General features: G+C 52.3%; 13 protein-coding genes and 1 pseudogene. 13 read left to right on the forward strand and 1 reads right to left on the reverse strand.

All coding sequences use genetic code 11. The features are described from left to right. Positions 1–18 precede the first annotated feature (18 nt). The 6 genes and pseudogenes from rng to lolD all read left to right on the forward strand — a co-directional run bounded on the left by rng (position 19) and on the right by lolD (position 8,590). Positions 19–1,476 (forward strand): ribonuclease G, encoded by a 1,458-nt coding sequence (rng, locus tag Q9O24_07455; GenBank protein MDQ7074977.1) that lies wholly within the window; start codon positions 19–21, stop codon positions 1,474–1,476. A 7-nt stretch (positions 1,477–1,483) separates the two neighbouring features. Next, positions 1,484–5,383 (forward strand): YhdP family protein, encoded by a 3,900-nt coding sequence (locus Q9O24_07460; protein ID MDQ7074978.1) that lies wholly within the window; start codon positions 1,484–1,486, stop codon positions 5,381–5,383. Then, positions 5,367–5,726, forward strand: a complete 360-nt coding sequence (locus Q9O24_07465; GenBank protein MDQ7074979.1) for a hypothetical protein — start codon at positions 5,367–5,369, stop codon at positions 5,724–5,726. The genes Q9O24_07460 and Q9O24_07465 overlap by 17 nt, the downstream gene beginning before the upstream one ends. A gap of 5 nt (positions 5,727–5,731) precedes the next feature. After that, positions 5,732–6,556, forward strand: a complete 825-nt coding sequence (locus Q9O24_07470; GenBank protein MDQ7074980.1) for a carbon-nitrogen hydrolase family protein — start codon at positions 5,732–5,734, stop codon at positions 6,554–6,556. Between the two features lie 84 nt (positions 6,557–6,640). Beyond that, a pseudogene (locus Q9O24_07475) lies at positions 6,641–7,890 on the forward strand (lipoprotein-releasing ABC transporter permease subunit). Beyond that, the gene (gene lolD / locus Q9O24_07480) at positions 7,883–8,590 is read left to right on the forward strand and encodes a lipoprotein-releasing ABC transporter ATP-binding protein LolD (GenBank protein ID MDQ7074981.1); all 708 of its coding nucleotides are present in this window, start codon (positions 7,883–7,885) and stop codon (positions 8,588–8,590) included. The pseudogene Q9O24_07475 and the gene lolD overlap by 8 nt, the downstream one beginning before the upstream one ends. Here lolD and folE read toward each other — a convergent pair whose 3' ends face one another. Beyond that, positions 8,591–9,130, reverse strand: a complete 540-nt coding sequence (gene folE, locus Q9O24_07485; protein ID MDQ7074982.1) for a GTP cyclohydrolase I FolE — start codon at positions 9,128–9,130, stop codon at positions 8,591–8,593. 166 nt (positions 9,131–9,296) lie between these two features. On the opposite strand from folE, the gene Q9O24_07490 reads away from it, so the two are divergent. From Q9O24_07490 to Q9O24_07520, 7 genes are all read left to right on the forward strand, one after another. Then, positions 9,297–11,525: an acyl-CoA dehydrogenase gene (locus Q9O24_07490; GenBank protein ID MDQ7074983.1), complete on the forward strand. Its 2,229-nt coding sequence runs from the start codon at positions 9,297–9,299 to the stop codon at positions 11,523–11,525. A gap of 70 nt (positions 11,526–11,595) precedes the next feature. Next, positions 11,596–13,968 carry a 3-hydroxyacyl-CoA dehydrogenase/enoyl-CoA hydratase family protein gene (locus tag Q9O24_07495; protein MDQ7074984.1) on the forward strand — a complete coding sequence of 791 codons (2,373 nt, stop codon included), beginning with the start codon at positions 11,596–11,598 and terminating at the stop codon, positions 13,966–13,968. A 13-nt stretch (positions 13,969–13,981) separates the two neighbouring features. Then, the gene (locus Q9O24_07500) at positions 13,982–15,181 is read left to right on the forward strand and encodes an acetyl-CoA C-acyltransferase (GenBank protein ID MDQ7074985.1); all 1,200 of its coding nucleotides are present in this window, start codon (positions 13,982–13,984) and stop codon (positions 15,179–15,181) included. A 248-nt stretch (positions 15,182–15,429) separates the two neighbouring features. After that, entirely contained in the window at positions 15,430–16,995 is a 1,566-nt protein-coding gene (locus Q9O24_07505) for a hypothetical protein (GenBank protein MDQ7074986.1), read from the forward strand. A gap of 1 nt (position 16,996) precedes the next feature. Next, complete coding sequence (locus tag Q9O24_07510) at positions 16,997–17,524, forward strand: hypothetical protein (GenBank protein MDQ7074987.1); 528 nt, start codon at positions 16,997–16,999, stop codon at positions 17,522–17,524. A 56-nt stretch (positions 17,525–17,580) separates the two neighbouring features. Further along, positions 17,581–19,413: a DUF1302 domain-containing protein gene (locus Q9O24_07515; GenBank protein ID MDQ7074988.1), complete on the forward strand. Its 1,833-nt coding sequence runs from the start codon at positions 17,581–17,583 to the stop codon at positions 19,411–19,413. Positions 19,414–19,427: 14 nt separating this feature from the next. After that, positions 19,428–20,795: a DUF1329 domain-containing protein gene (locus Q9O24_07520; protein MDQ7074989.1), complete on the forward strand. Its 1,368-nt coding sequence runs from the start codon at positions 19,428–19,430 to the stop codon at positions 20,793–20,795. Positions 20,796–20,821 lie beyond the last annotated feature (26 nt).

The raw sequence follows: 20,821 nt of genomic DNA on the forward strand, positions 1-20,821 counted from the left end.
TTGGAGGATAAGAGTGCGATGAGTGAGGAACTGTTGATCAATATTACCCCGCAAGAGACGCGGGTGGCGGTGGTGGAAAATGGCGCATTACAAGACGTTTATATCGAACGTGAGCGTTGTTTGGGCATTGTGGGTAATATTTATAAAGGCCGTGTGGTGCGGGTGCTTCCAGGGATGGAAGCGGCCTTTGTTGATATTGGTCTGCAACGTACCGCTTTTTTGCACGTCTCCGACATCGCGTGTAACGCTGGGCGTAAAGGTGAGGGAGAAAAACGAACGATCAATGAGCTGTTGCATGAGAGTCAAACTCTGCTGGTGCAGGTAATCAAAGATCCCTTGGGCAGCAAAGGTGCTCGCTTGACCACGCATCTAACCATTCCTTCTCGCTATTTGGTTTTCATGCCCGGTGAGTGCAATGTGGGCATCTCCAGTAAAATTGAGGGCGATGTAGAGCGTAATCGGCTGAAAAGTATGCTGAAAGAGTATCGCCAAGAGCAGCAGGGCGGTTACATCATTCGTACCGCTGCGGAAGGCGCTGAAGAAGGCGCTCTGCTGCGGGATGTGGATTTTCTGGATAAATTGTGGACGGTGATCCAAGAGCGGGTTAAGAGTGTGGAGAAAGGCGCTCTGGTGCATGCGGATCTGCCGTTGAAACTGCGTACTTTACGAGACATGTTCGGCGGCTCCATTGAGCGCATTCGAGTGGATTCCCGCGAGTCTTATCAACAGATGAAGGTGTTTGCCGAGGAGTTTTTACCGGAAATTTTGGATCGCCTCGATCACTACCCAGGTGAGCGGCCGTTGTTTGATATTTACAATGTGGAAGACGAAATCCAAAAAGCGCTGGGGCGCAAGGTGCAGCTTAAATCCGGTGGCTATTTGATCTTTGATCAGACTGAGGCGATGACCACGGTGGACGTCAATACAGGGGCATTTGTCGGTCATCGCACCTTGGAAGAGACCATTTTTAAGACCAATCTGGAGGCAGCTCAGGCGATTGCACGGCAGCTGCGGCTGCGTAACTTGGGCGGTATCATCATTATTGATTTTATCGACATGTTGCGTGAAGAGCATAAGAAACAGGTGTTGTGGGCGTTGGAGAAGTGTCTGGAAAAAGACCACGTAAAAACCCAAGTTTGTGATGTTTCGGCGCTGGGGCTGGTGGAGATGACCCGCAAACGCACCCGTGAAAGTTTGGAACATGTGCTCTGTGAGCCGTGTCCAGAGTGTAAGGGTTCGGGATCGGTGAAATCGCCGGAGAGCATCTGTTATGAGATTTTTCGTGAGATTTTGCGTGAAGCGCGTCAATTTGATGCCAAAGAGATGATGGTGTTGGCCTCTCAGGATGTGGTGGACATGTTGTTGGACGAGGAGTCCAACAGTTTGGCGGAGTTGGAAGATTTTATTGGTATCTCTACCCGTTTGCAGGTGGAGGCGCTCTATACCCAAGAGCAGTACGACATAGTGTTACTGTAGTGGCGTGATGAAACGCTTTTTAAACAGAGTGTGGGGGTTTGCTTGGATGCTGTTAGCGGTGTTTTTGATCGCCGCTGCGGTCTTTGTGGGAGCCATGCGTTTGTTGTTGCCGTTTGCGGCAGATTATCGCGCCGATGTGGAGCAATGGGTCAGCGATTACCTGCAGGTGCAGGTGCAGATTGAAAAATTGGATCTGCAATGGCGTGGTTTTGCCCCCAGTTTAAAGCTGGTCAATATCGGTTTGATCGGTGCGGAGTCCGGTGAGGAGGAGCTGCGTTTGGCTGAGGCGTACATTGACCTGGATCTAGCTGGAGTGATTCGTCACCATCGTTTTCAGATTCGGCGCATCAGTCTGGAGGGTTTAAGTCTGGAAATTCATCGGGATCTTCAGGGCAACCTCTCTTTGGCCGGTTTGGATGCTGAAGGTGCTTCTGATGGTCGCCAATACTTGAAGTGGTTGCAGCAGGTTCGGGGTCTGCAACTGCTCGACAGTCAGCTGAATTTTTACGATGAACTGAACGATCAGAGTTACCGTTTTGATGATGTGGACATTCAGGTTCGCAATGAAGGTGAGCGGCATCGTTTGTGGGCAAAAGTCGATTTGCCGTTTCGTTTTGGTAAAACCTTAGAGTTTGGTTTGGATTTTGAGGGACCCGCTCATCACCCCGAGTTGTGGCAGGGGGTGGTTTATGTCAAAGCCCGTCGTTTGCGGCTGCACAATTGGCTGGAATATTGGCCCGAGAGTCCGTTTCAGATCGAGTCGGGTTGGTTTGAATTTGAACTTTGGAGCCGTTGGGACAGGGGGGAACTGACCTCTTTAAGTGCTAAGACAGCACTGGCAGAGTTGTCTATTGCTTCGCGTTCAGAGCCGTCAGAATTGCAGACCTTGAAGAAATTTTCCGCCAATTGGCATTGGCAGCCGGAAAAATTGGGTTGGCGTTTGGATGTTAATCAACTCAAGTTTCAGAGTACGGCAGAACCTTGGCCGGTGGGTGGGTTTAGTTTTTCCTCAAATGCCAGGCGTCTGACAAAAGCCACCGAGTTGGCTTTTTCTGCTGATTATTTGCGTCTGCACGAATTGTTGCCGCTGTTAAAAATGATTCCTAGCCGTTCCTTTGAGTCTGAAGCGCGACACCTGTTGCTGAATGTGCAGCGGCTTAACCTGCACGGTGAAGTGCAAGATTTACAGTTGCAGTATCGACCTGATCAAACGGGTTTGCAGGGACTTGATTTACACGCAAAATTTAACCAATTGGGTTGGCAGGGGTATGAAGCCCTGCCCAGTGTGCAGGGTTTGCACGGTGCAGTTGAGGTTGATGCTAAATTAGCAACCCTGCTGTTGGACAGCCAAAAGGTACGTTTTGAATTGCCGAGCTTGTTTCGCCAACCCCTGCAACTCAACCAGCTACAGGGGGCTTTTCAACTGAGCCAAAATGGGACGGAGTGGCAGCTGCATTCACCGAAGTTACAGCTGGCAACAGAGAATCTGGCTATCGTATCTCGCGTGAAGCTGCGTTTTAAACCGCAACAAGCGCCTTTTTTGGATCTGCGCAGCCATTTTTTGCGTGGAGATCTGAGCGCGCTCTCGGATTATTTGCCGGTTGGTATTATGTCGTCAAATTTGGTCAATTGGTTGGATAGCGGGATTAAAAGCGGCGAACTCAGCTCAGGTGGGCTGCTTGTATACGGTCAGGCGGATCGGTTTCCTTTCCGTGATAATGAGGGTGTGTTTGATATCGTCTTGGATCTGGACAAGGTGCGTTTGCAGTACGATCCCCGTTGGCCTGATATTGAGCAGTTGAAGGCACAACTGCACTTTTTTGGCTCGCGTTTGGATATTCTTGCCGTTGAAGCTGATTCTCGTGGTATTGCTTTGAGTGATAGCCAAATTACCTTTGAAGATTTGCAGCAGGCGCAACTGCGAGTGGATGCCAATTTAAGCGGCGAACTGCAAACGATGTTGGATTTTGTCCGTCACAGCCCTTTAAAAACCTCGGTGGGGAATTTTTTATTGGATCTGCAAGCCAAAGGCGAAGCTACTTTGGGACTGAAATTAGACATTCCTCTGACGGCAACACAACGCACCAAAGTTTCGGGTGTGCTGAATTTAAATCAAAACCGGCTCGATTCAAAGCAGCTGAATGTCCGTTTGAGTCGCTGTGATGGAGCGATCAGCTTCAGTGAAAAAGCCTTTGTGATTAAAAAAGTGCGGGCCTATCTGAATGGGCGTCTGTTGAAGATTAAAACGGCATTGTTAAACGATAAAAACCAAAGAGTGACCCGTTTGAGTTTTCGTACTCAGCAAAAAGCGGCTACCTTGAGTAAACAATATAACGTGGCTCTGGGAGATTATCTGCATGGGCGCTCTTTATGGCAATTGGATCTGGACATTCCACACTCTGATTTTGGCTCGCCTCTGTTGCGTTTGAGCAGTTCATTGAAAGGCACGGAGGTAAGCTTGCCAGCGCCCTTTACTAAATCGCAGCAAGAGGTGAAAAGGTTGCTGCTGGAGACCCGTTTGGCTTCGGGTTTGGGCGTACAGACATTGCGTTTTCAATACGGTAAAGCAGTACACGGTCTGTTTCAGTTTGAGCGCCAGCGTAAAGAGGTCAAGTTGGTGCGGGGTGAACTGCGTTTTCATGACGGTGAGGCTGAACTGCCCGTTTCTCAAGGGATTCGTTTGGCTGGAAACCTGCCCGAGTTGCCGCTGGATCGTTGGTTGGCGGTGATCCAAAACCAAACTGATTCTGGGGGTGAAGGAGCAGCTGATCTGTTGGCGGCGGTGGATTTGAAAGTGAAACAGGCAACTTTGTTTGGCAAACCGCTCTTTCCGGTGGCGTTGCAACTGGAGCGGCAACCGAATAACTGGATTGCTCGTCTGAACAGCGACGGTGTGCGGGGGCGGATGATTCTGTCGAGAAAGGACTTTATAAACCAACCTTTGGTGATCAATCTCTCGCAGTTGGATTTGAGTGCCTTTCAGCGAGCGGGTTTGGATGAGAGCGCTGCATCATCGGAAGAGTGGTTGATTAATCCGCGTCTGTTACCCCCCCTGAAAGTCTCCATTGAGGAGTTGCGCTTGGGAGAGCAGCGTTTGCGACAGGTGCAGTTGCAGACAAGGCGTGAAGTCGATGGTCTGTCGATCCGGCGTTTGGGCTTTACCAACCCGAATCTGGAGATGCTGGCTCAAGGCTATTGGCGTTCGGAACAGAGTGCGGATCGCAGGGCGGTGGTGGCACAGCAGAGTCGCTTGAAATTGACCATCAGCAGCGATGATTTGGGAGCAGGCTTTCGGGATTTGGGTTATGCCGATGCGATTCATGAAGGTCATGGCAAATTGAAAGCGAACCTCTCTTGGCCTGGGTCGCCTTTTCAGCCTCAAGCAGCGATGCTGAAAGGCAACCTGTCGATGTTGTTTAAAGAGGGGCAGTTAAGCTCTCTGAACCCGGGGGTGGGGCGTATTTTTGGTCTGTTGAGTTTGCAAGCGTTACCCCGTCGTTTGTCGTTGGATTTCAAAGATTTTTTCAGAAAGGGGTTTGGTTTTGATCTTATCAAGGGCAGTTTTTCTTTTGCTGACGGTCAGGCCTACACCAGTAACATGATGATGAAAGGGCCGATTGGGCATGTGTTGGTCAAGGGGCGCACCGGTTTGGTAGCGCAAGATTACGATCAGGTGATTACCATCAATCCCAATTTGGCCGGTTCACTGCCATTGGTGGGGTTGTTGGCGGGTGGCACGGGGGTGGGGTTGGCGGTGTTGGCTTTGGAGGGAATTTTAAAAGCCATGGGAGCGAAAGTCGAGGAGCTGGGACAATTGAAATATACTTTGGGCGGAAGTTGGGCGAATCCCGCTTTGGTGCTGGTGGCAGGAGAGAGTTTTGAGGATGAAAATGACGATGAGTTGTAGTTCGGTAGTATTGCGTTACGCTCTATTGATGGGATGTGTGTTATCAGGGTCACTCTCTGCTCAGGCGTTGTATTCCATCACTGCCGAGCAGTGGTCACAGCCGCGCAGCGGTGAGCGGGTGATGGCCTTGCCAGCGATTGAGCCGTTGCTGCAAGGTTGGCGTGACGATCCGACACAGCGAATTGAAGTGCTCTATCCTGGAGGGGAGAGTGGGGTGTTATGGGCAAAGGAGCTGCAAGATTGGTTGGTGGCATTGGGAACGCCCTCTGCGCAGATTCAGATCCGTGTTGGCAGTCAAGCTGCGAACCGTTTGCAAATAAAAATTTTAACCTTTAAGGAGTAGGTGCAGTGAGTACAGTGGCAGCAATTCAGATGGCTTCTGGGCCGAACGTGCAGGCAAATCTATTGGAAGCAGCGGGGTTGATTGGCAACGCAGCTGAGGCGGGTGCTGAGCTGATTGTCTTGCCGGAAAACTTCGGCATGATGGGGATGAAACCAGAGGATGTGCTTAAAGTGATGGAGCAACCGGGTTCGGGTTTGATGCAGGATTTTCTTGCCGATCAAGCAAAAAAATACGGGGTTTGGTTGGTGGGCGGTACGGTGCCATTGAGTAGCAGCGATGAAAAACGGGTGCGCCAATCGTGCCTGTTGTTTGATGATAAGGGCGAGCAGGTGGCGCGTTACGACAAACTGCATCTGTTTGATGTGCAGATCGAAGAGAGCGGCGACAGCTACCATGAATCGTCGGTGATTGAACCTGGTAACGAGGCGGTGGTGGTGGATACGCCGTTTGGTAAGTTGGGTTTGGCGATCTGTTATGACCTGCGTTTCCCTGAGCTGTTTCGACAGTTGGTGGATAAGGGCATGGAGATCGCAGCGGTGCCGAGCGCCTTTACCAGTATCACCGGTAAAGCCCATTGGGAGCCGTTGGTGCGCGCCCGAGCGATTGAAAATTTGAGCCATGTGGTGGCTGCTGCACAAGGAGGCTATCACATCAACGGCCGCGCCACCTACGGCCACAGTGTCATTGTCGATCCTTGGGGGAGTAAATTGGCTGAGATGTCACAAGGTGTGGGCTATGTTTCGGCACGGTTGGATCGAGAGCGCCTTAACAGCACGCGGAAAAATTTTCCTGTGATTGAACATCGTCGTCTGCGTTGTGAGATGGTTTAGGGTATAAAGGCAATTTTTGGGTCTGAGGATTTTAGTCAGACCCCGCTTAGACTTAATCGGCACTTTGTGCTTTAATCCGCTCCCATGTCCTTACCACTTCCTCTGTTTATCGGTCTGCGTTACACCCGTGCCAAACGGCGTAACCATTTCATCTCTTTTATTTCCCTAACCTCGATGATGGGCATTGCCCTTGGGGTGCTGGCGTTGATCACGGTTTTGTCGGTGATGAACGGCTTTGAAAAGGAGCTGCGCGAACGCATCCTCGGCATGGCCGCTCATGCCAGTATCTCCGCTAATGTGGGTCATCTCAGTGATTGGCAACGTGCTGAACAGCAGGCCTATCAGATCCCCGAGGTGGTGGGCGCTGCGCCTTACATTGAGGGTCAGGTGATGATGGTCAATGGCCAGCAGGTGAGCGGTGCGGTGATTCGAGGCGTGTTGCCCAGCCATGAACCGAAAGTCTCTGAAGTGTCTGAAAAGATGAAAGAGGGGGTTTAGATGATCTGAAAGCGGGGCATTTTGGTATTGTGCTCGGTTATGATTTGGCGCGTTTTCTCGGTGTTGAGGTGGGCGATAAAGTCACCATGGTGACCCCGCAGGCCAACGTCACACCGATGGGCGTGTTGCCGCGTTTGAAACGTTTCAGTGTGGTGGGGATTTTTCAGGTGGGGATGTACGAATACGACCGCTCCAGTGCCTTGATTCACATTGACGATGCCGCCCGTCTGTTGCGGATAAAAGAGGGTGAGGTGACGGGAGTGCGTTTGCGTTTGATGGATCTGTTTCAAGCGCCGCAGGTGATCAAACGCCTGAAGGAAGAGCTGGGGTTTCAGTATTGGATCACCGACTGGACGCAGAAAAATCAGAATTTCTTCCGTGCTGTTAAAACGGAAAAGACGGTGATGTTTGTTATTTTGGCGCTGATCGTGGCGGTGGCGGCTTTCAACATTGTTTCAACCTTGGTGATGGTGGTGACGGACAAACAGGCAGACATCGCTATTTTACGCACCTTGGGATTGACCCCTGCCAGCACCTTGCTGGTGTTTTTGGTGCAGGGTACCTTGATCGGTTTGATCGGTACGTTTTTAGGTGTGCTGGGCGGAGTGGCGCTGTCACTGAACGTCGGTACCTTGGTGCCGATGTTGGAGAACGTTTTGGGGGTTCAATTTCTCTCCCCCGAGGTCTATTACATCAGCGACCTTCCTTCCGACTTGCATTGGAATGATGTGGTTAACATCGCCATGCTCTCTTTTGGTATGACCTTGTTGGCGACGATCTACCCTGCGTGGCAAGCGTCGCGAGTCGATCCGGCGGAGGCGCTGCGTTATGAGTGAGATCAAAATTCCGGTGGTGGAGTGTCGCCAGTTGCAGAAAAAATTTGTGCAGCGTGGTATGGACGATGTGGTGGTTTTGCAGGAGATCGACTTTAAGGTGCAGGCAGGGGAGCAGATCGCCATTGTGGGTACTTCGGGCAGTGGTAAAAGCACTTTATTGCACTTAATGGGCGGTTTGGATACCCCCAGCTCTGGTGAGGTCTGGGTGGGTGGGCAAAATATGGCACGCCTCTCGCCTGCGGCGCGCGGCACCTTGCGCAACCAAGAGATGGGGTTTGTTTACCAATTTCATCACCTGTTGCCGGAGTTCAGCGCGTTGGAGAATGTGGCCATGCCGCTGCTGATTCGTGGTTTGAGTCTGAAAGAGGCGCAAAAGCAGGCTAAGCCGTTGCTCGACGAGGTCGGTCTGTCACACCGTTTGCAGCACAAACCAGGTGAATTGTCGGGGGGGGAGCGTCAGCGGGCGGCCATTGCTCGTGCCTTGGTAACCAAACCGCGCTGCATTCTGGCTGATGAGCCAACAGGCAATCTGGATGAGCACACCGCCGAGCAGGTGATGGCGCTGTTTTTGGATCTGAACCGCGAGTATCACACCAGCTTTGTGGTGGTGACTCACAACCTAAAATTGGCGGCGCGGATGGAAAAAACCATGCGCCTCTCTGACGGTGGTTTGCACCAACAGTCAGGCACGGATCTTTAATTACCGAATCAAATTCAAAAACTCATTGCGGGTGTTGATGTCCTCGCGGAAACGCCCGAGCATCACAGAGGTGGTCATTACCGAATTTTGTTTCTCTACCCCACGCATCATCATGCAGAGGTGTTTGGCTTCGATCACTACACCAACGCCAGAACCGTTGGTGACCTCATTGATGGTTTCGGCGATCTGCTTGGTGAGGGTTTCCTGAATCTGCAAGCGACGCGCGTACATATCCACAATCCGAGCGATTTTTGACAGCCCGATCACCTTGCCCTTCGGCAGATAGGCCACATGGCACTTGCCAATAAATGGCAGCATGTGGTGTTCACACATAGAATAGAGCTCGATCTCCTTGACGATCACCATCTCATCGGTGTCCGACTCAAAAATAGCGCCGTTAACCACCTCTTCCACGCTCTGTTGATAACCCCGAGTGAGAAACTGCATCGCTTTAGCGGCACGTTTGGGTGTATCACGCAACCCGTCACGGGTGATGTCTTCACCGAGGGAGCTGATGATTTCTGAGTACTGTTTTTCCATGAGATAAGGGAGCCTTAGCAGGGGTGATAAATTGAGTGGCGCATTTTACGGCAACAGAGCCAGAGTTAATACCATAAAAACGGCGTGGATTTGCCGGTAAATCGAACTCACAGCGGAATCAGTGTCAGAGATTGAAGAGGATTCACCATAATTAAGGGGTGCTCTGATGTATTTTTTAAGTCGTCTTGCCATGCAAAGGGTGCGTAAAAGCCTGCCTCCCATCTCTGCCACAGAGCGTGCTGCCCTTGAGGCTGGCGGGGTTTGGTGGGAGGCCGAGCTGTTTCAGGGTAATCCAGATTGGGGCAAGCTAGAGGCGGTTGTCGCTCATTCTCTGAGCGATGAAGAGCAGGCTTTTATCGACGACCCAACTCATGAGCTGTGCCGTTTATTGAACGATTGGCAGATTACCCATCAACTGCATGACCTGCCGCCCGAGGTATGGGATTTTCTTAAACAGCGGCGTTTTTTCGGCATTATCATCCCAAAAGAGTACGGCGGCCTTGGTTTTTCAGCCTTGGCGCATTCTGAGGTGGTGATGAAAATTGCCAGTCGCTGTGGCAGTGCGGCGGTGACGGTAATGGTGCCTAACTCGTTGGGACCGGCAGAACTGCTGCTGCACTACGGCAGTGAGACCCAAAAAAACTACTATCTGCCCCGTCTGGCTCGCGGTGATGAGATCCCCTGTTTTGCGTTGACCTCAGCGCGTGCCGGTTCCGATGCCGGTTCCATCAGCGATTATGGCGTGGTCTGTCAGGGGCTGCATCGCGGCAAGCAGGTGCTGGGGTTGAGGGTCAGTTGGCAAAAACGTTACATCACTTTGGCCCCAGTGGCGACGGTGTTGGGGCTGGCGTTTCGAGCTTATGATCCCGATGGCCTGTTGGGCGGTGAGGTTGATCTGGGCATCACTTGCGCCTTGATTCCAACCGCTACAGAAGGGGTGCGGATCGGTGAGCGGCACATCCCTCTGGATATGGCCTTTCTGAATGGCCCGACCACGGGTTCAGGGGTGTTTGTGCCGCTGGAGTGGATCATTGGCGGTGAGGCCAATTTGGGGTGTGGCTGGCCGATGCTGATGGACTCCTTGGCCGCTGGAAGAGGTATTTCGCTGCCCGCCTTGGGGGTGGGTTACAGCAAAATGGCCTGTTTCACTACCGGCGCGTACACCCGTTTGCGTCAGCAGTTTGGCGTGCCTATTGCCCGTTTTGAAGGTGTGGAGGAGGTGCTGGCACGCATGGCTGGGTTGACCTACATGATGGATGCGGGACGGCGTTTGACCTTGAGCGCCTTGGACAGCGGTGAACAACCGGCGGTGGTCTCCGCCATTTTGAAACACTATTTGACCGAAGGCGCACGCACGGTGGTGACGGCGGCGATGGATCTGCACGGCGGGCGGGGCATCTGTGTCGGGCCACGAAATTATTTGGCCTTGGCTTATCAGAGTCTGCCGGTGGCGATCACCGTCGAAGGGGCGAATATTCTTACCCGCAATCTGATTATCTTTGGCCAAGGGGCGTTGCGTTGTCATCCGCATCTGTTGGCGGAGGCAGAGGCGGCGCAGAGCGGGGATCTGGCGTGTTTTGATCGTCACTTTACGGCGCATTTGATCTATTTGTTGAAAAACAGCGGGAGATCTTTTTGGTCGGCGTTGAGTTTTGGTCGTGGTTTATCTCGTCCGGTGGCGGGGTTTGAGGGACGGTATTACCAACATCTGGGGCGTTACAGCGCCGCTTTTTCTTTTTTATCCGATGTGGCTCTGCTGAGCTTAGGCGGCGAGTTAAAACGCCGTGAGCGGATTTCGGCGCGCTTTGCCGATGCCTTGGCCTACCTCTTTTTTGCTTCGGCGTTGCTGAAACGTTTTGCCGCTGAAGGGCGACCGGAGTCGGATCGTGTTTTATTGCAGTGGGGTTGTGATTATTGCTTCTATCAGATCGAACAGGCGCTGTTGTCCCTCTGCCAGAATTTTCCTCGCCGAGGCTTGGGTCTGCTGTTGCAGCGTTGGGTTTTTCCCTTGGGGACGTGGCGTAAACCGCCCAGTGATGCTCTGGATCATGCGCTGGCAAGGTTGATCACAGAGGACGGTGAGGCACGACAGCGGCTCTGTGCGGGCATTTATCAGTGCGATCAAAAAGAAGATCTCTGTGGTCGCATTGAGGTGGCGTTTCAGGCGCAGATGTTGGCGGAACCCATTCAACGCCGACTCTCTCAGGTGTCACCGCAACCCTTTGATCTGGAGTACGCCGAGTGGCTTGAGCAATTGTTGCAGGAGTCCTTGATTACCGCCACTGAGGCGCGGTTGCTGCGAGAGGCGGAAAGGGCGGTGCAGGAGGCGATTCAAGTAGACAGCTTCAAAGCGGAGGAGCTGCGGCTCTGTTCGGTTCCCAATCGAGCGGCTTGAATTTGGTTTGGTTTTTGTTGGGGTTATCACCCCAACCTACGGTATTTTTAACCTATGAGAGGCGGTTAAGATGAGAGCACTCAATCAGATGCAACGGGCGGCGGTATTGGGTTCTGGGGTGATGGGGGCGCAGATTGCCGCTCATTTGGCTGGCTGTGGTGTGCAGGTGTTTTTATTTGATCTCTGCTCAGAATCAGAGGATCAGCCGAATGTTTTGGCAGAAAAAGCCTTGCGGGGTCTGAGCAAACTCAAGCCGGAGGCGCTGTTGGATAAGACGGTTTTAGCGTGCATTCAAGCGGCCAACTACCGTGATGACCTACCCTTGTTGAGCCACTGTGATCTGATTATTGAGGCGGTCAGTGAACGCCCTGAGATTAAAAAGGCACTTTACACACAGATCAGCCCCCGTCTTAACCCTGAGGCTATTTTGGCCAGCAACACCTCGGGTTTGAGCATTGGCCTGTTGGCGCAGGCTTTACCAACGGAGTTACGCCCGCGTTTTTGTGGCATTCACTTTTTTAACCCACCGCGTTACATGCACTTGGTGGAGCTGATCGCCCACGAGGACAGCGATACTGAAATGCTCGATTTTCTGGAGGCGTTTCTCACCAGCCGCTTGGGCAAAGGGGTGATTCGAGCGCGAGAGACTCCGGCCTTTATCGCCAATCGCATCGGTACTTTTTCCATTGTCTCCATCTGTCATCACGCTGAGCGTTTTAAACTGGCCCCAGTAGAGGTGGATCTGCTCACGGGGGAGCTGTTGGGGCGACCTAAAAGCGCCACCTATCGCACCATGGATCTGGTGGGGCTGGATATTTTGGCGGCGGTGGTGGGTTCGTTAAGAACGCGGTTAACGGATGATCCGTGGCAGCAGCAGTTCACTCTGCCGAGCTGGATTACGGATCTGCTGGCGAAAAAGGCATTGGGGCAAAAAAGCGGCGCGGGTGTTTATAAAAAGGTCGCGGGGCAAATTCGGGTTTACCAGCCTGATCTCGGTGAATATCGAGTCAGTGCGGCGAAAATAGCGCCGGATCTTGGGGCGCTGTTTGCCCTTAAAGACCCACAAAAACGCTTCGAGGCGTTGCTGGCTTGTGATGAACCACAAGCGCAATTTCTGCGCGCACTGCTGGCCGATCTGTTTCATTACGCTGCCTTTCATCTGGAGTCGGTTGCACACAATGCAGCGGATCTGGATCTGGCCATGCGTTGGGGGTTTGGTTGGCAGCAAGGCCCGTTTGAGCTGTGGCAATCGCTGGGCTGGCAGCGGGTGTCTCAGTGGTTGCAAGCTGAGATCAAGGCAGGAAGCACGCTTGCAGATGCCCCGCTGCCAGACTGGGTGTTTCAACAGTCGCAGGTTCACGGCGAGCAGGGTTCGTGGTCTGCCTGTGACGGCATTTTTCAGCCCCTTGCAGAACATGCCGTTTATCAGCGTCAACTGTTTCGGCCTCGGCCTGTTGGTGTGTTGCCAGCAGAGAAGATCACTGTGGTGGAAGAGGGTGAGGGGGTGCGTCTTTGGCACAACGGCGATGGCCTTTTGGTGGTCAGTTTCACCACCAAACTGCACACCGTAGACAACGAGGTGTTGATGGGGTTGCTGCGGGCGATTGAGTTGGCGGAAAGGGAGTTTAAGGCGTTGTTGATCTGGCAGCCGCACGCGCCTTTTTGTGCCGGTGCCAATTTGAAGCTGGTGCTGGAGAGTATGGCGGCGGGTCAAGCGGATCAGGTTGAGGCGCTGGTGAAACAATTTCAGCAGGTGAGTCTGCGCCTCAAGCAGAGCAGCGTGCCTACGGTGGCGGTGGTGCAGGGGCTGGCGCTGGGAGGCGGTTGTGAGCTGCTGCTGCACTGTGATCGGGTGGTTGCGGCGCAAGAGAGTTACATCGGTTTGGTGGAGACAGGGGTGGGTTTAGTGCCTGCCGGTGGGGGCTGTAAAGAGATGCTGTGGCGCGCTCTGGAGGGTTTGCCTGAGGGGGCTGATCCGCTGCCTCCTGTGGCGCGTTATTTTGAGTCGATGGCGCTGGCGACGGTTTCGGGTTCTGCACAGCAGGCCAAAGCGTTGGGTTATTTACGACCTGCGGATCTGATTGTGCCCCATGTGGATGAGTTGCTTTATGTGGCCAAACAGCAGGCTAAGGCTCTGGCGGAGTCCAACTATTTGCCGCCGCTGCCACAGCAGGTGCCTGTTTTAGGTCGCAGCGGTTTGGCGACGTTGAAGACCAAGCTGTTCAATTTGCGTGAGGGTGGTTTTATCTCTCCTTACGACTTCACGGTGGCCGAAAGTTTGGCGCGGGTGTTGTGCGGCGGTGATCTGGAGGCGGGCAGTCGAGTGGATGAGGGCTGGGTTTTAGCTTTGGAGCGTGAGGCGTTTATGGCTTTGTTGCGTAACAAAGAGACGCAGCAGCGCATCTTGCACACCTTAAAAACCGGCAAACCGCTGCGTAACTAAGAGGAGCATCAGCATGGCCAGACAAATTCAAGCGGCTTATTTGGTGGCGGCGAAACGCACCGCCATTGGCAAAGCGCATCGAGGTGCTTTAGCTCAGGAGCGTCCAGATGATCTGTTGGCGCATGTTCTGAAAGGGGTGATGGAATGTGTGCCGCAACTGGATGCGGAACAGGTGGAGGATGTGGTGGTGGGTTGTGCCATCCCTGAGGCGGAACAAGGATTGAATGTTGCGCGCATGGCGTTGCTGTTGGCGGGGTTGCCGGAATCGGTGCCGGGGGTAACGGTGAATCGTTTCTGTGCTTCGGGTCTGCAAGCGGTGGCGCAGGCAGCGGATCGCATTCGTCTCGGCGAGGCGGAGGTGATGTTGGCGGCGGGTGTGGAGAGTATGAGCCTGTTGCCCATGAGCGGTCATCGCCCGAGGCTCAATGCGCGTATTTTTACAGATGAGCGCGTGGGGATTGCTTACGGTATGGGGTTGACCGCTGAAACGGTGGCGCAGCGGTGGCAGGTGAGCCGTGAGGATCAGGATCGTTTTGCTTTGCAGAGCCATCAGCGCGCGTTGGCGGCGATGGAGCGAGGTGATTTCAGCGCGGAAATTTTGCCTTATGAGGTGGTGCAGCGACGGCCAAATTTAACCACCGGTGAGGTTGAAATTCAATCACATTGGCTGAGCCAAGACGAAGGGCCGCGTTGCGACACCAGCTTAGAGGCGTTGGCTAAATTGCCCACGGTGTTTGCTGCGCGAGGCTCGGTGACGGCGGGCAACAGCTCGCAAGTAAGCGACGGTGCGGCGGCGCTGTTGCTTTGCAGTGAAAAAATCGTACTGCGTTATGGTTTGCAGCCTTTGGCGCGCTTTGTTGGTTACTCGGTGGTGGGGGTGGCTCCAGAAATTATGGGCATCGGGCCGCTGGCTGCGATTCCTAAACTGCTTAAACAAACGGGGGTGAAGCAACAACAGGTGGATTGGATTGAGCTAAACGAAGCGTTTGCGGCGCAGAGTTTGGCGGTCATTCGAGAGCTGGATCTTGATCCGGCCAAGATAAATCCTAATGGTGGTGCGATTGCCTTGGGGCATCCTTTGGGCGCTACGGGGGCGATTCGTGCAGCGTCTGTTCTGCATGCAATGCAGCAGGGTAATTTGAAATACGGTCTGGTGACGATGTGCATCGGGACGGGGATGGGGGCGGCCGCTCTGTTTGAATGCTGTGACTGACGATTATCTGTACCCTTTTTTGATGAACGGTATTTTTTTGGAGTTAATTGGCTCTAAAAAAAGGGTCAGTGGAAAACTAGGGCTGTACATTATTTTTCTAAGGCTTAGACTTGTCGGCCTCTATATAGATCAGAGGCAAGGCCAGAGTGTAGGACGGCTTTGGAACTAGACGATGGAGTCATAATCATAATTACATTTTTGGGGGCCGCATGAGTCGCCTTTTTTCTGCGTGTGTTTTAGTGCTTGGAATGGCATTTTTAGTTGGGTGCGATCAGAGTGTGCAGTTGGGAACGCCACAATCGATTAAGACCTTAACCTTACCTACGGTGAATTCGACTTTTTTAGCTGAGTTTGATCCTGCGAAAGGGGTGTTACCCTTTCCTAATAACCTGCTGTTTACGGGGTCTACCGATGGAACCATTAATATTCCTATTGAGGGTTCCGTCAATCCGAGTGTAGGCAGTGATCCGGCCAATGATTATTCAAACCCTAAAGTGGTGTTGAATACCTTGGATGGTTTTTCTAGCGTTGCTCCGCTGTCGGTGAGTTTTACCGCTGAGGTTGATCCGGCAACGGTAACACCAAACAGTGTGCGTCTTTATGAGGTGGCTTTGACCCGTGGGGCGGTCACCTCTATTGAGCGTGCGTTGGTTTATGGGGTGGATTACTTGCCCTCTGCCTCCGGCAATTCGATTGGTATTTTATTGCTCAAAGCACTGCAACCGCAACGCTCTTATTTGGTGGCAATCAGCGATGATTTGCGCTCGCTGGCGGATGAGCAGGTCATCTCCAGTAGCACCTATCTGTTGGCAAAACGAGGCATTCCCTTGATTAACGCCGATGGTAGCAGTGCCGAAGCGGGTTTGAGTGATGCCGAAGCGCAGAGTTTGGAGCGTTTGCGTCAAGCGGTTAATTTGCAAGAGGTGCAGATTGAGGCCGCCGGTTTACTTGCCAGTAAGGTGGTTTTGAGTTGGAGTTTTACTACTCAATCGGTGGGTGTTGTTTTAAATGAGGTGCGTAATCAAGCCACAAGTGTCGCGGCTGTTTTTCCAACCAGTATTGGCAATACGGCTGAGCTGCTGCCAGGCACGGCGGGTATTTCAGATCTCTATGTGGGCAGCATGACGTTGCCTTATTATCTGCAAGACACCAGTGACAACCCCTTTGGGCCATTGCAGGGTTTTTGGCGCGGAGTAAACAGCTCTTTTCTGACTGCGTTTAATCCAAAACCACTCAAGTATGTGGATCAAAAGATTCCCCTGTTGGTTTCGATTCCCAATGTCAGCAGTGGCCAGAGCAAACCGGCTGCGGGTTGGCCGGTGGTGATTTTTCAACACGGCATCACCTCCAATCGCAGCTCCATGTTGGCGATTGCCGACAGTTTGAGTCAGGCGGGTTTTGCAACGCTGGCGATTGACTTGCCCTTGCACGGCATTACGGATAAAAACAGCGGGCTTTACACCTCTTTTGAACGTACCTTTGATCTGGATTACGTCACAGAAGATGCCAATACGGGGGCAATTACCGCCCAAGCGCCGGATCAGCAGATTGACAGCTCGGGACGCCACTTTACTAATTTAACCCGTTTGTTGACTTGGCGTGACAATTTGCGTCAGAGCGTTGCTGATCTGTTTGCCTTGAAAGCGTCACTCGCGGATTTGGATTACGACGGTGATGGTCGTGCGGATTTGGATGCCACAACGGTGCGTTTTGTGGGGCACTCTTTGGGGGCGATGGTGGGTGTGCCATTTTTGGCTCTGGAGCCGACGGTGGGAGCTGCTGTATTGGCCATGCCGGGCGGGGGGGATTGCTAAGTTGTTGGATGGTTCGGCCTCGATTGGACCTGCGATTGCGCTTGGTTTGAACCTGGCCGCAGGGCTGGTAAAAGGCAGCGCCGACTATGAGGCCTTTTTGGCTGTGACACAGACGGCATTGGATTCAGCGGATCCGTTGAATTACGCGCAGCAGTCCGTGGCCAATCGAGGGGTGATGTTACTGGAAGTGGTGGGCGGGGTCAGCTCGCCTGCGGATCAGGTGGTGCCCAATCATGTGGGAACCTTAGCGAACGGTTTTGCTGATGCTCCCGCAAATACGATTCCAGGGCCTCTGTCGGGTACGGATCCGTTGGCTATGGCAATGAACTTACCCGTTCTTAAGGTGGCCACCAGTGGTGTGCAGTTACCCGCGTGGCTGCGATTTAGCACAGGGGATCACTCTTCCATTTTAAGTCCAGCAGCAGATCCGGCGGTAACGGCAGTGATGCAGAGTGTGGCGGCACAGTTTGTGGCGAGCGACGGGGCAAGCGTGGCTCTGACGCCAGAGGCGGTAACGCTGTTGGAGTAGTGGTCTTAATTTGTTAGGGTGATTGGGGGTTTCCGCATCACTCGCTGGAGAGATTTATGGTTCACTGTTGTGGGGTAGGCGCAAGGTTTCGCTGTTTTTCTATTTTTATCTTGTTAGGTATAAATGGGACTGCATCGGCATTCCAATTTTCTCAATCAGGTGATGGTTTTAGCGGCAGTTGGGATACCACCCTCTCTTACGGTCTTCTTTCTCGTGTGCAGGAGCCAGATGCGGCTTTGGTGGCGGTCAGTAACGGCGGTTCGGCATTTTCGGCCAATGGCGATGATGGCACTCTCAATTACGCCACAGGCATCGTTTCTAATGTGTTTAAAATCACCAGTGAAATCGAGTTGAATCGAGATCGTTACGGTGCTTTTTTGCGCGCCACGGCCTTTTACGATCAGGAAAATAGCGATGGGGTGCGTGAACGTACCCCTTTGAGTGATGACGCTCTGAGTTTGGTGGGCAGTTCGAGTGAATTATTGGACGCTTATTTATGGGCGGAATTTTATCCTGCTGATCGACCCTTGGAGTTTCGCTTGGGCAATCAGGTTTTGAGCTGGGGTGAAAGCACCTTTATTCGTAACGGCATTAATGTCATTAACCCCGTTGATATTACCAAAGCGCGTCTGCCGGGAGCAGAGTTGCGTGAAATTTTAAAACCTGTGCCTCTGTTATCAACGATGTTTACTCTCTCTGAAAACAGTTCTTTGGCGGCGTTTTATCAGTTGCAATGGCAAGAGACCATCACCGATCCGACGGGCAGTTATTTTAGTAGCAATGATTTTGCGGGCATTGACGGTGATCGAGTGATGCTCGGCTTTGGCAGTGTGCCTGAGGGTGATTTTTTGGCGGTTAAACGAGCGGCCACAGGTGAAGCCCGCGACGATGGGCAGTTTGGTGTGAACTATCGGTTTTATATGCCGCAGTGGAACGACACCGAGTTTGGTCTTTTTTATCTCAATTATCACAGCCGCTTACCCATTATCAGTGCGCGTACCGGCACACAGGTCTCAGCAGATTTTGTTAACGGTGCGAACGGTCAGGCGTTGGCATCGAGCATTATTGCCGCTGGCGGCAGTGTGGCTACCGCAGAGGCGGTGTTGACCAATATCTACGCAGAAACGGCGCGTTACCGGACTGAATATCCCGAGGATATTGGCCTGTTAGGGCTGAGTTTTAATACCACGTTGGGCAGCACCGCTCTGCAAGGTGAATACTCTTATCATAAAGATCGGCCTTTGCAGATGGATGACGTTGAACTGCTGTTTGCCGCTCTCGGGCCGGTCGATGCCGATTTGGCGCAATTGAATCAGGTGGGCGACTTTAGCAATCGCTACGAAACCGATATTCCAGGGTACATTCGCCGTGATTTATCCCAATTGCAAATGACGGCGACTCATCTGTTTGGGCCGATGATGGGAGCGGATTCAGTGGTGCTGCTGGCGGAAACGGGCATGACCTATGTGCATAATATGCCGAGTAAAGATGAACTCCGTTTGGAAGCCCCTGGTACTGCGGTGAGCGGCAATGCCAATTTGGCAGATAAACAATCGGGTGATGCGATCAGTGTGGTGGAAGAGGCGCGTCATTTTGCTGATCAATTTTCTTGGGGTTATCGTTTGGTGAGCAAGCTGGATTACAGTGGTGTGATTGGGCCGATTAATTTATCGCCGCGTCTGATTTGGCAGCACGATGTTAAGGGCAATACGCCAGGTCCTGATGGTAATTTCCTTGAGGATCGTCGGGTGCTGACGCTGGCTCTGGGTGGTTCGTATCAAAATGTTTGGACGGGTGACCTGAGTTACAGCCGTTATTTTGGTGCGGGTCGTTATAATGTACTGAATGATCGTGATTTTGTGGCGATGAACATCAAATATTCCTTTTAGGTTGGAGCAATAGAATGAGACTTTTTTTACGCCACTCTGTTACTCCGCTGCTGTTTTCATTTTTTAGCCTGTTCTCGACCTCCCTTATGGCGGAAATTTCAGTAGCAGAGGCTGAACGTCTGGGTGCAGACCTGACCCCTTTGGGGGGCGAAAAAGCGGCCAATGCAGCTGGAACCATTCCAGCTTGGAACGGGGGGCTGACCCAGCCTCCAGAAAATTATAAAAAAGGTGATCATCACCCCGACCCTTTTGAGGAAGAACAACCGCTGTTTGTGATTAATTCGGATAATATGTCTGAGTATGAAGCCTCTTTAACCGAAGGCCATAAAGCGCTTTTACACGCTTACAAAGGTTATTCGATGAAAGTGTATCCGAGTCACCGTACGGCAGCAGCACCTGAGCGAATTTATGCTGCGACCAAAAAAGTGGCCACCACAGCGCGCTTAAGCAAAGATGGCAATGGTGTGGCAGGCAGTGTGATTGGTATTCCATTTCCATTGCCCAAAAACGGTCTGGAAGTGGTGTGGAATCATATTTTGCGCTGGCGTGGTGATGTCGCAGAGCGTTTTATTGGGCAAGCGGCACCGACACGCGGTGGCGATTACAGCTTGGTTAAATTCCGCGATGAATTTTTTATGCGTTACAGTCATGCGGATATGAGCAAGGAGGCGTTGGATAATACTTTGCTCTATTTAAAGCAAAAAGTGCTTTCTCCTGCGCGTTTGGCGGGCGGTATTTTATTGGTGCATGAGACCTTAAATCAATCCCAAGAGCATCGTAAGGCGTGGGTGTACAATAAAGGTCAACGCCGCGTGCGCCGTGCGCCGAGTGTGGCGTTTGATAATCCAGGTACGGCTTCCGATGGGATGCGCACCAATGATCAATTTGATATGTTTAATGGCAGCCCTGAACGTTACAACTGGCAATTGCTGGGTAAAAAAGAGCTGTTGGTGCCGTATAATAATTATCAACTGCACAGCGATAAACTGAAATACAGCGATATTTTAACCCCCCAGCACATCAACCCTGAATATTTGCGTTATGAATTGCATCGGGTCTGGGTGGTCAAGGCGACCTTAAAAGAGGGACAACGGCACATTTATAAATCACGAACCTTCTATGTCGATGAGGATTCATGGCAAATTTTGGTGGTGGATCAATACGACAACCGGGATCAAATTTGGCGCGTTTCCGAAGGATTTGTGATCAATTATTACGAAGTCCCCACTTTGTGGACAACCTTAGAAGTACACACAGATTTGCAAGCGGGGCGTTACATTGCCATCGGTTTGGATAACGAAGACCCTATGTACAATTTTGATCTGCAACGCAGTGAAGCGGATTATTCGATTTCGGCGTTGCGACGTGAGGGGCGGCGTTAAGGGTTTTTTTATGGCGTTGATGTTCC

The sequence above is a fragment of the Gammaproteobacteria bacterium genome (assembly GCA_030949385.1).
In the GTDB taxonomy this organism is placed as follows: domain Bacteria; phylum Pseudomonadota; class Gammaproteobacteria; order JAUZRS01; family JAUZRS01; genus JAUZRS01.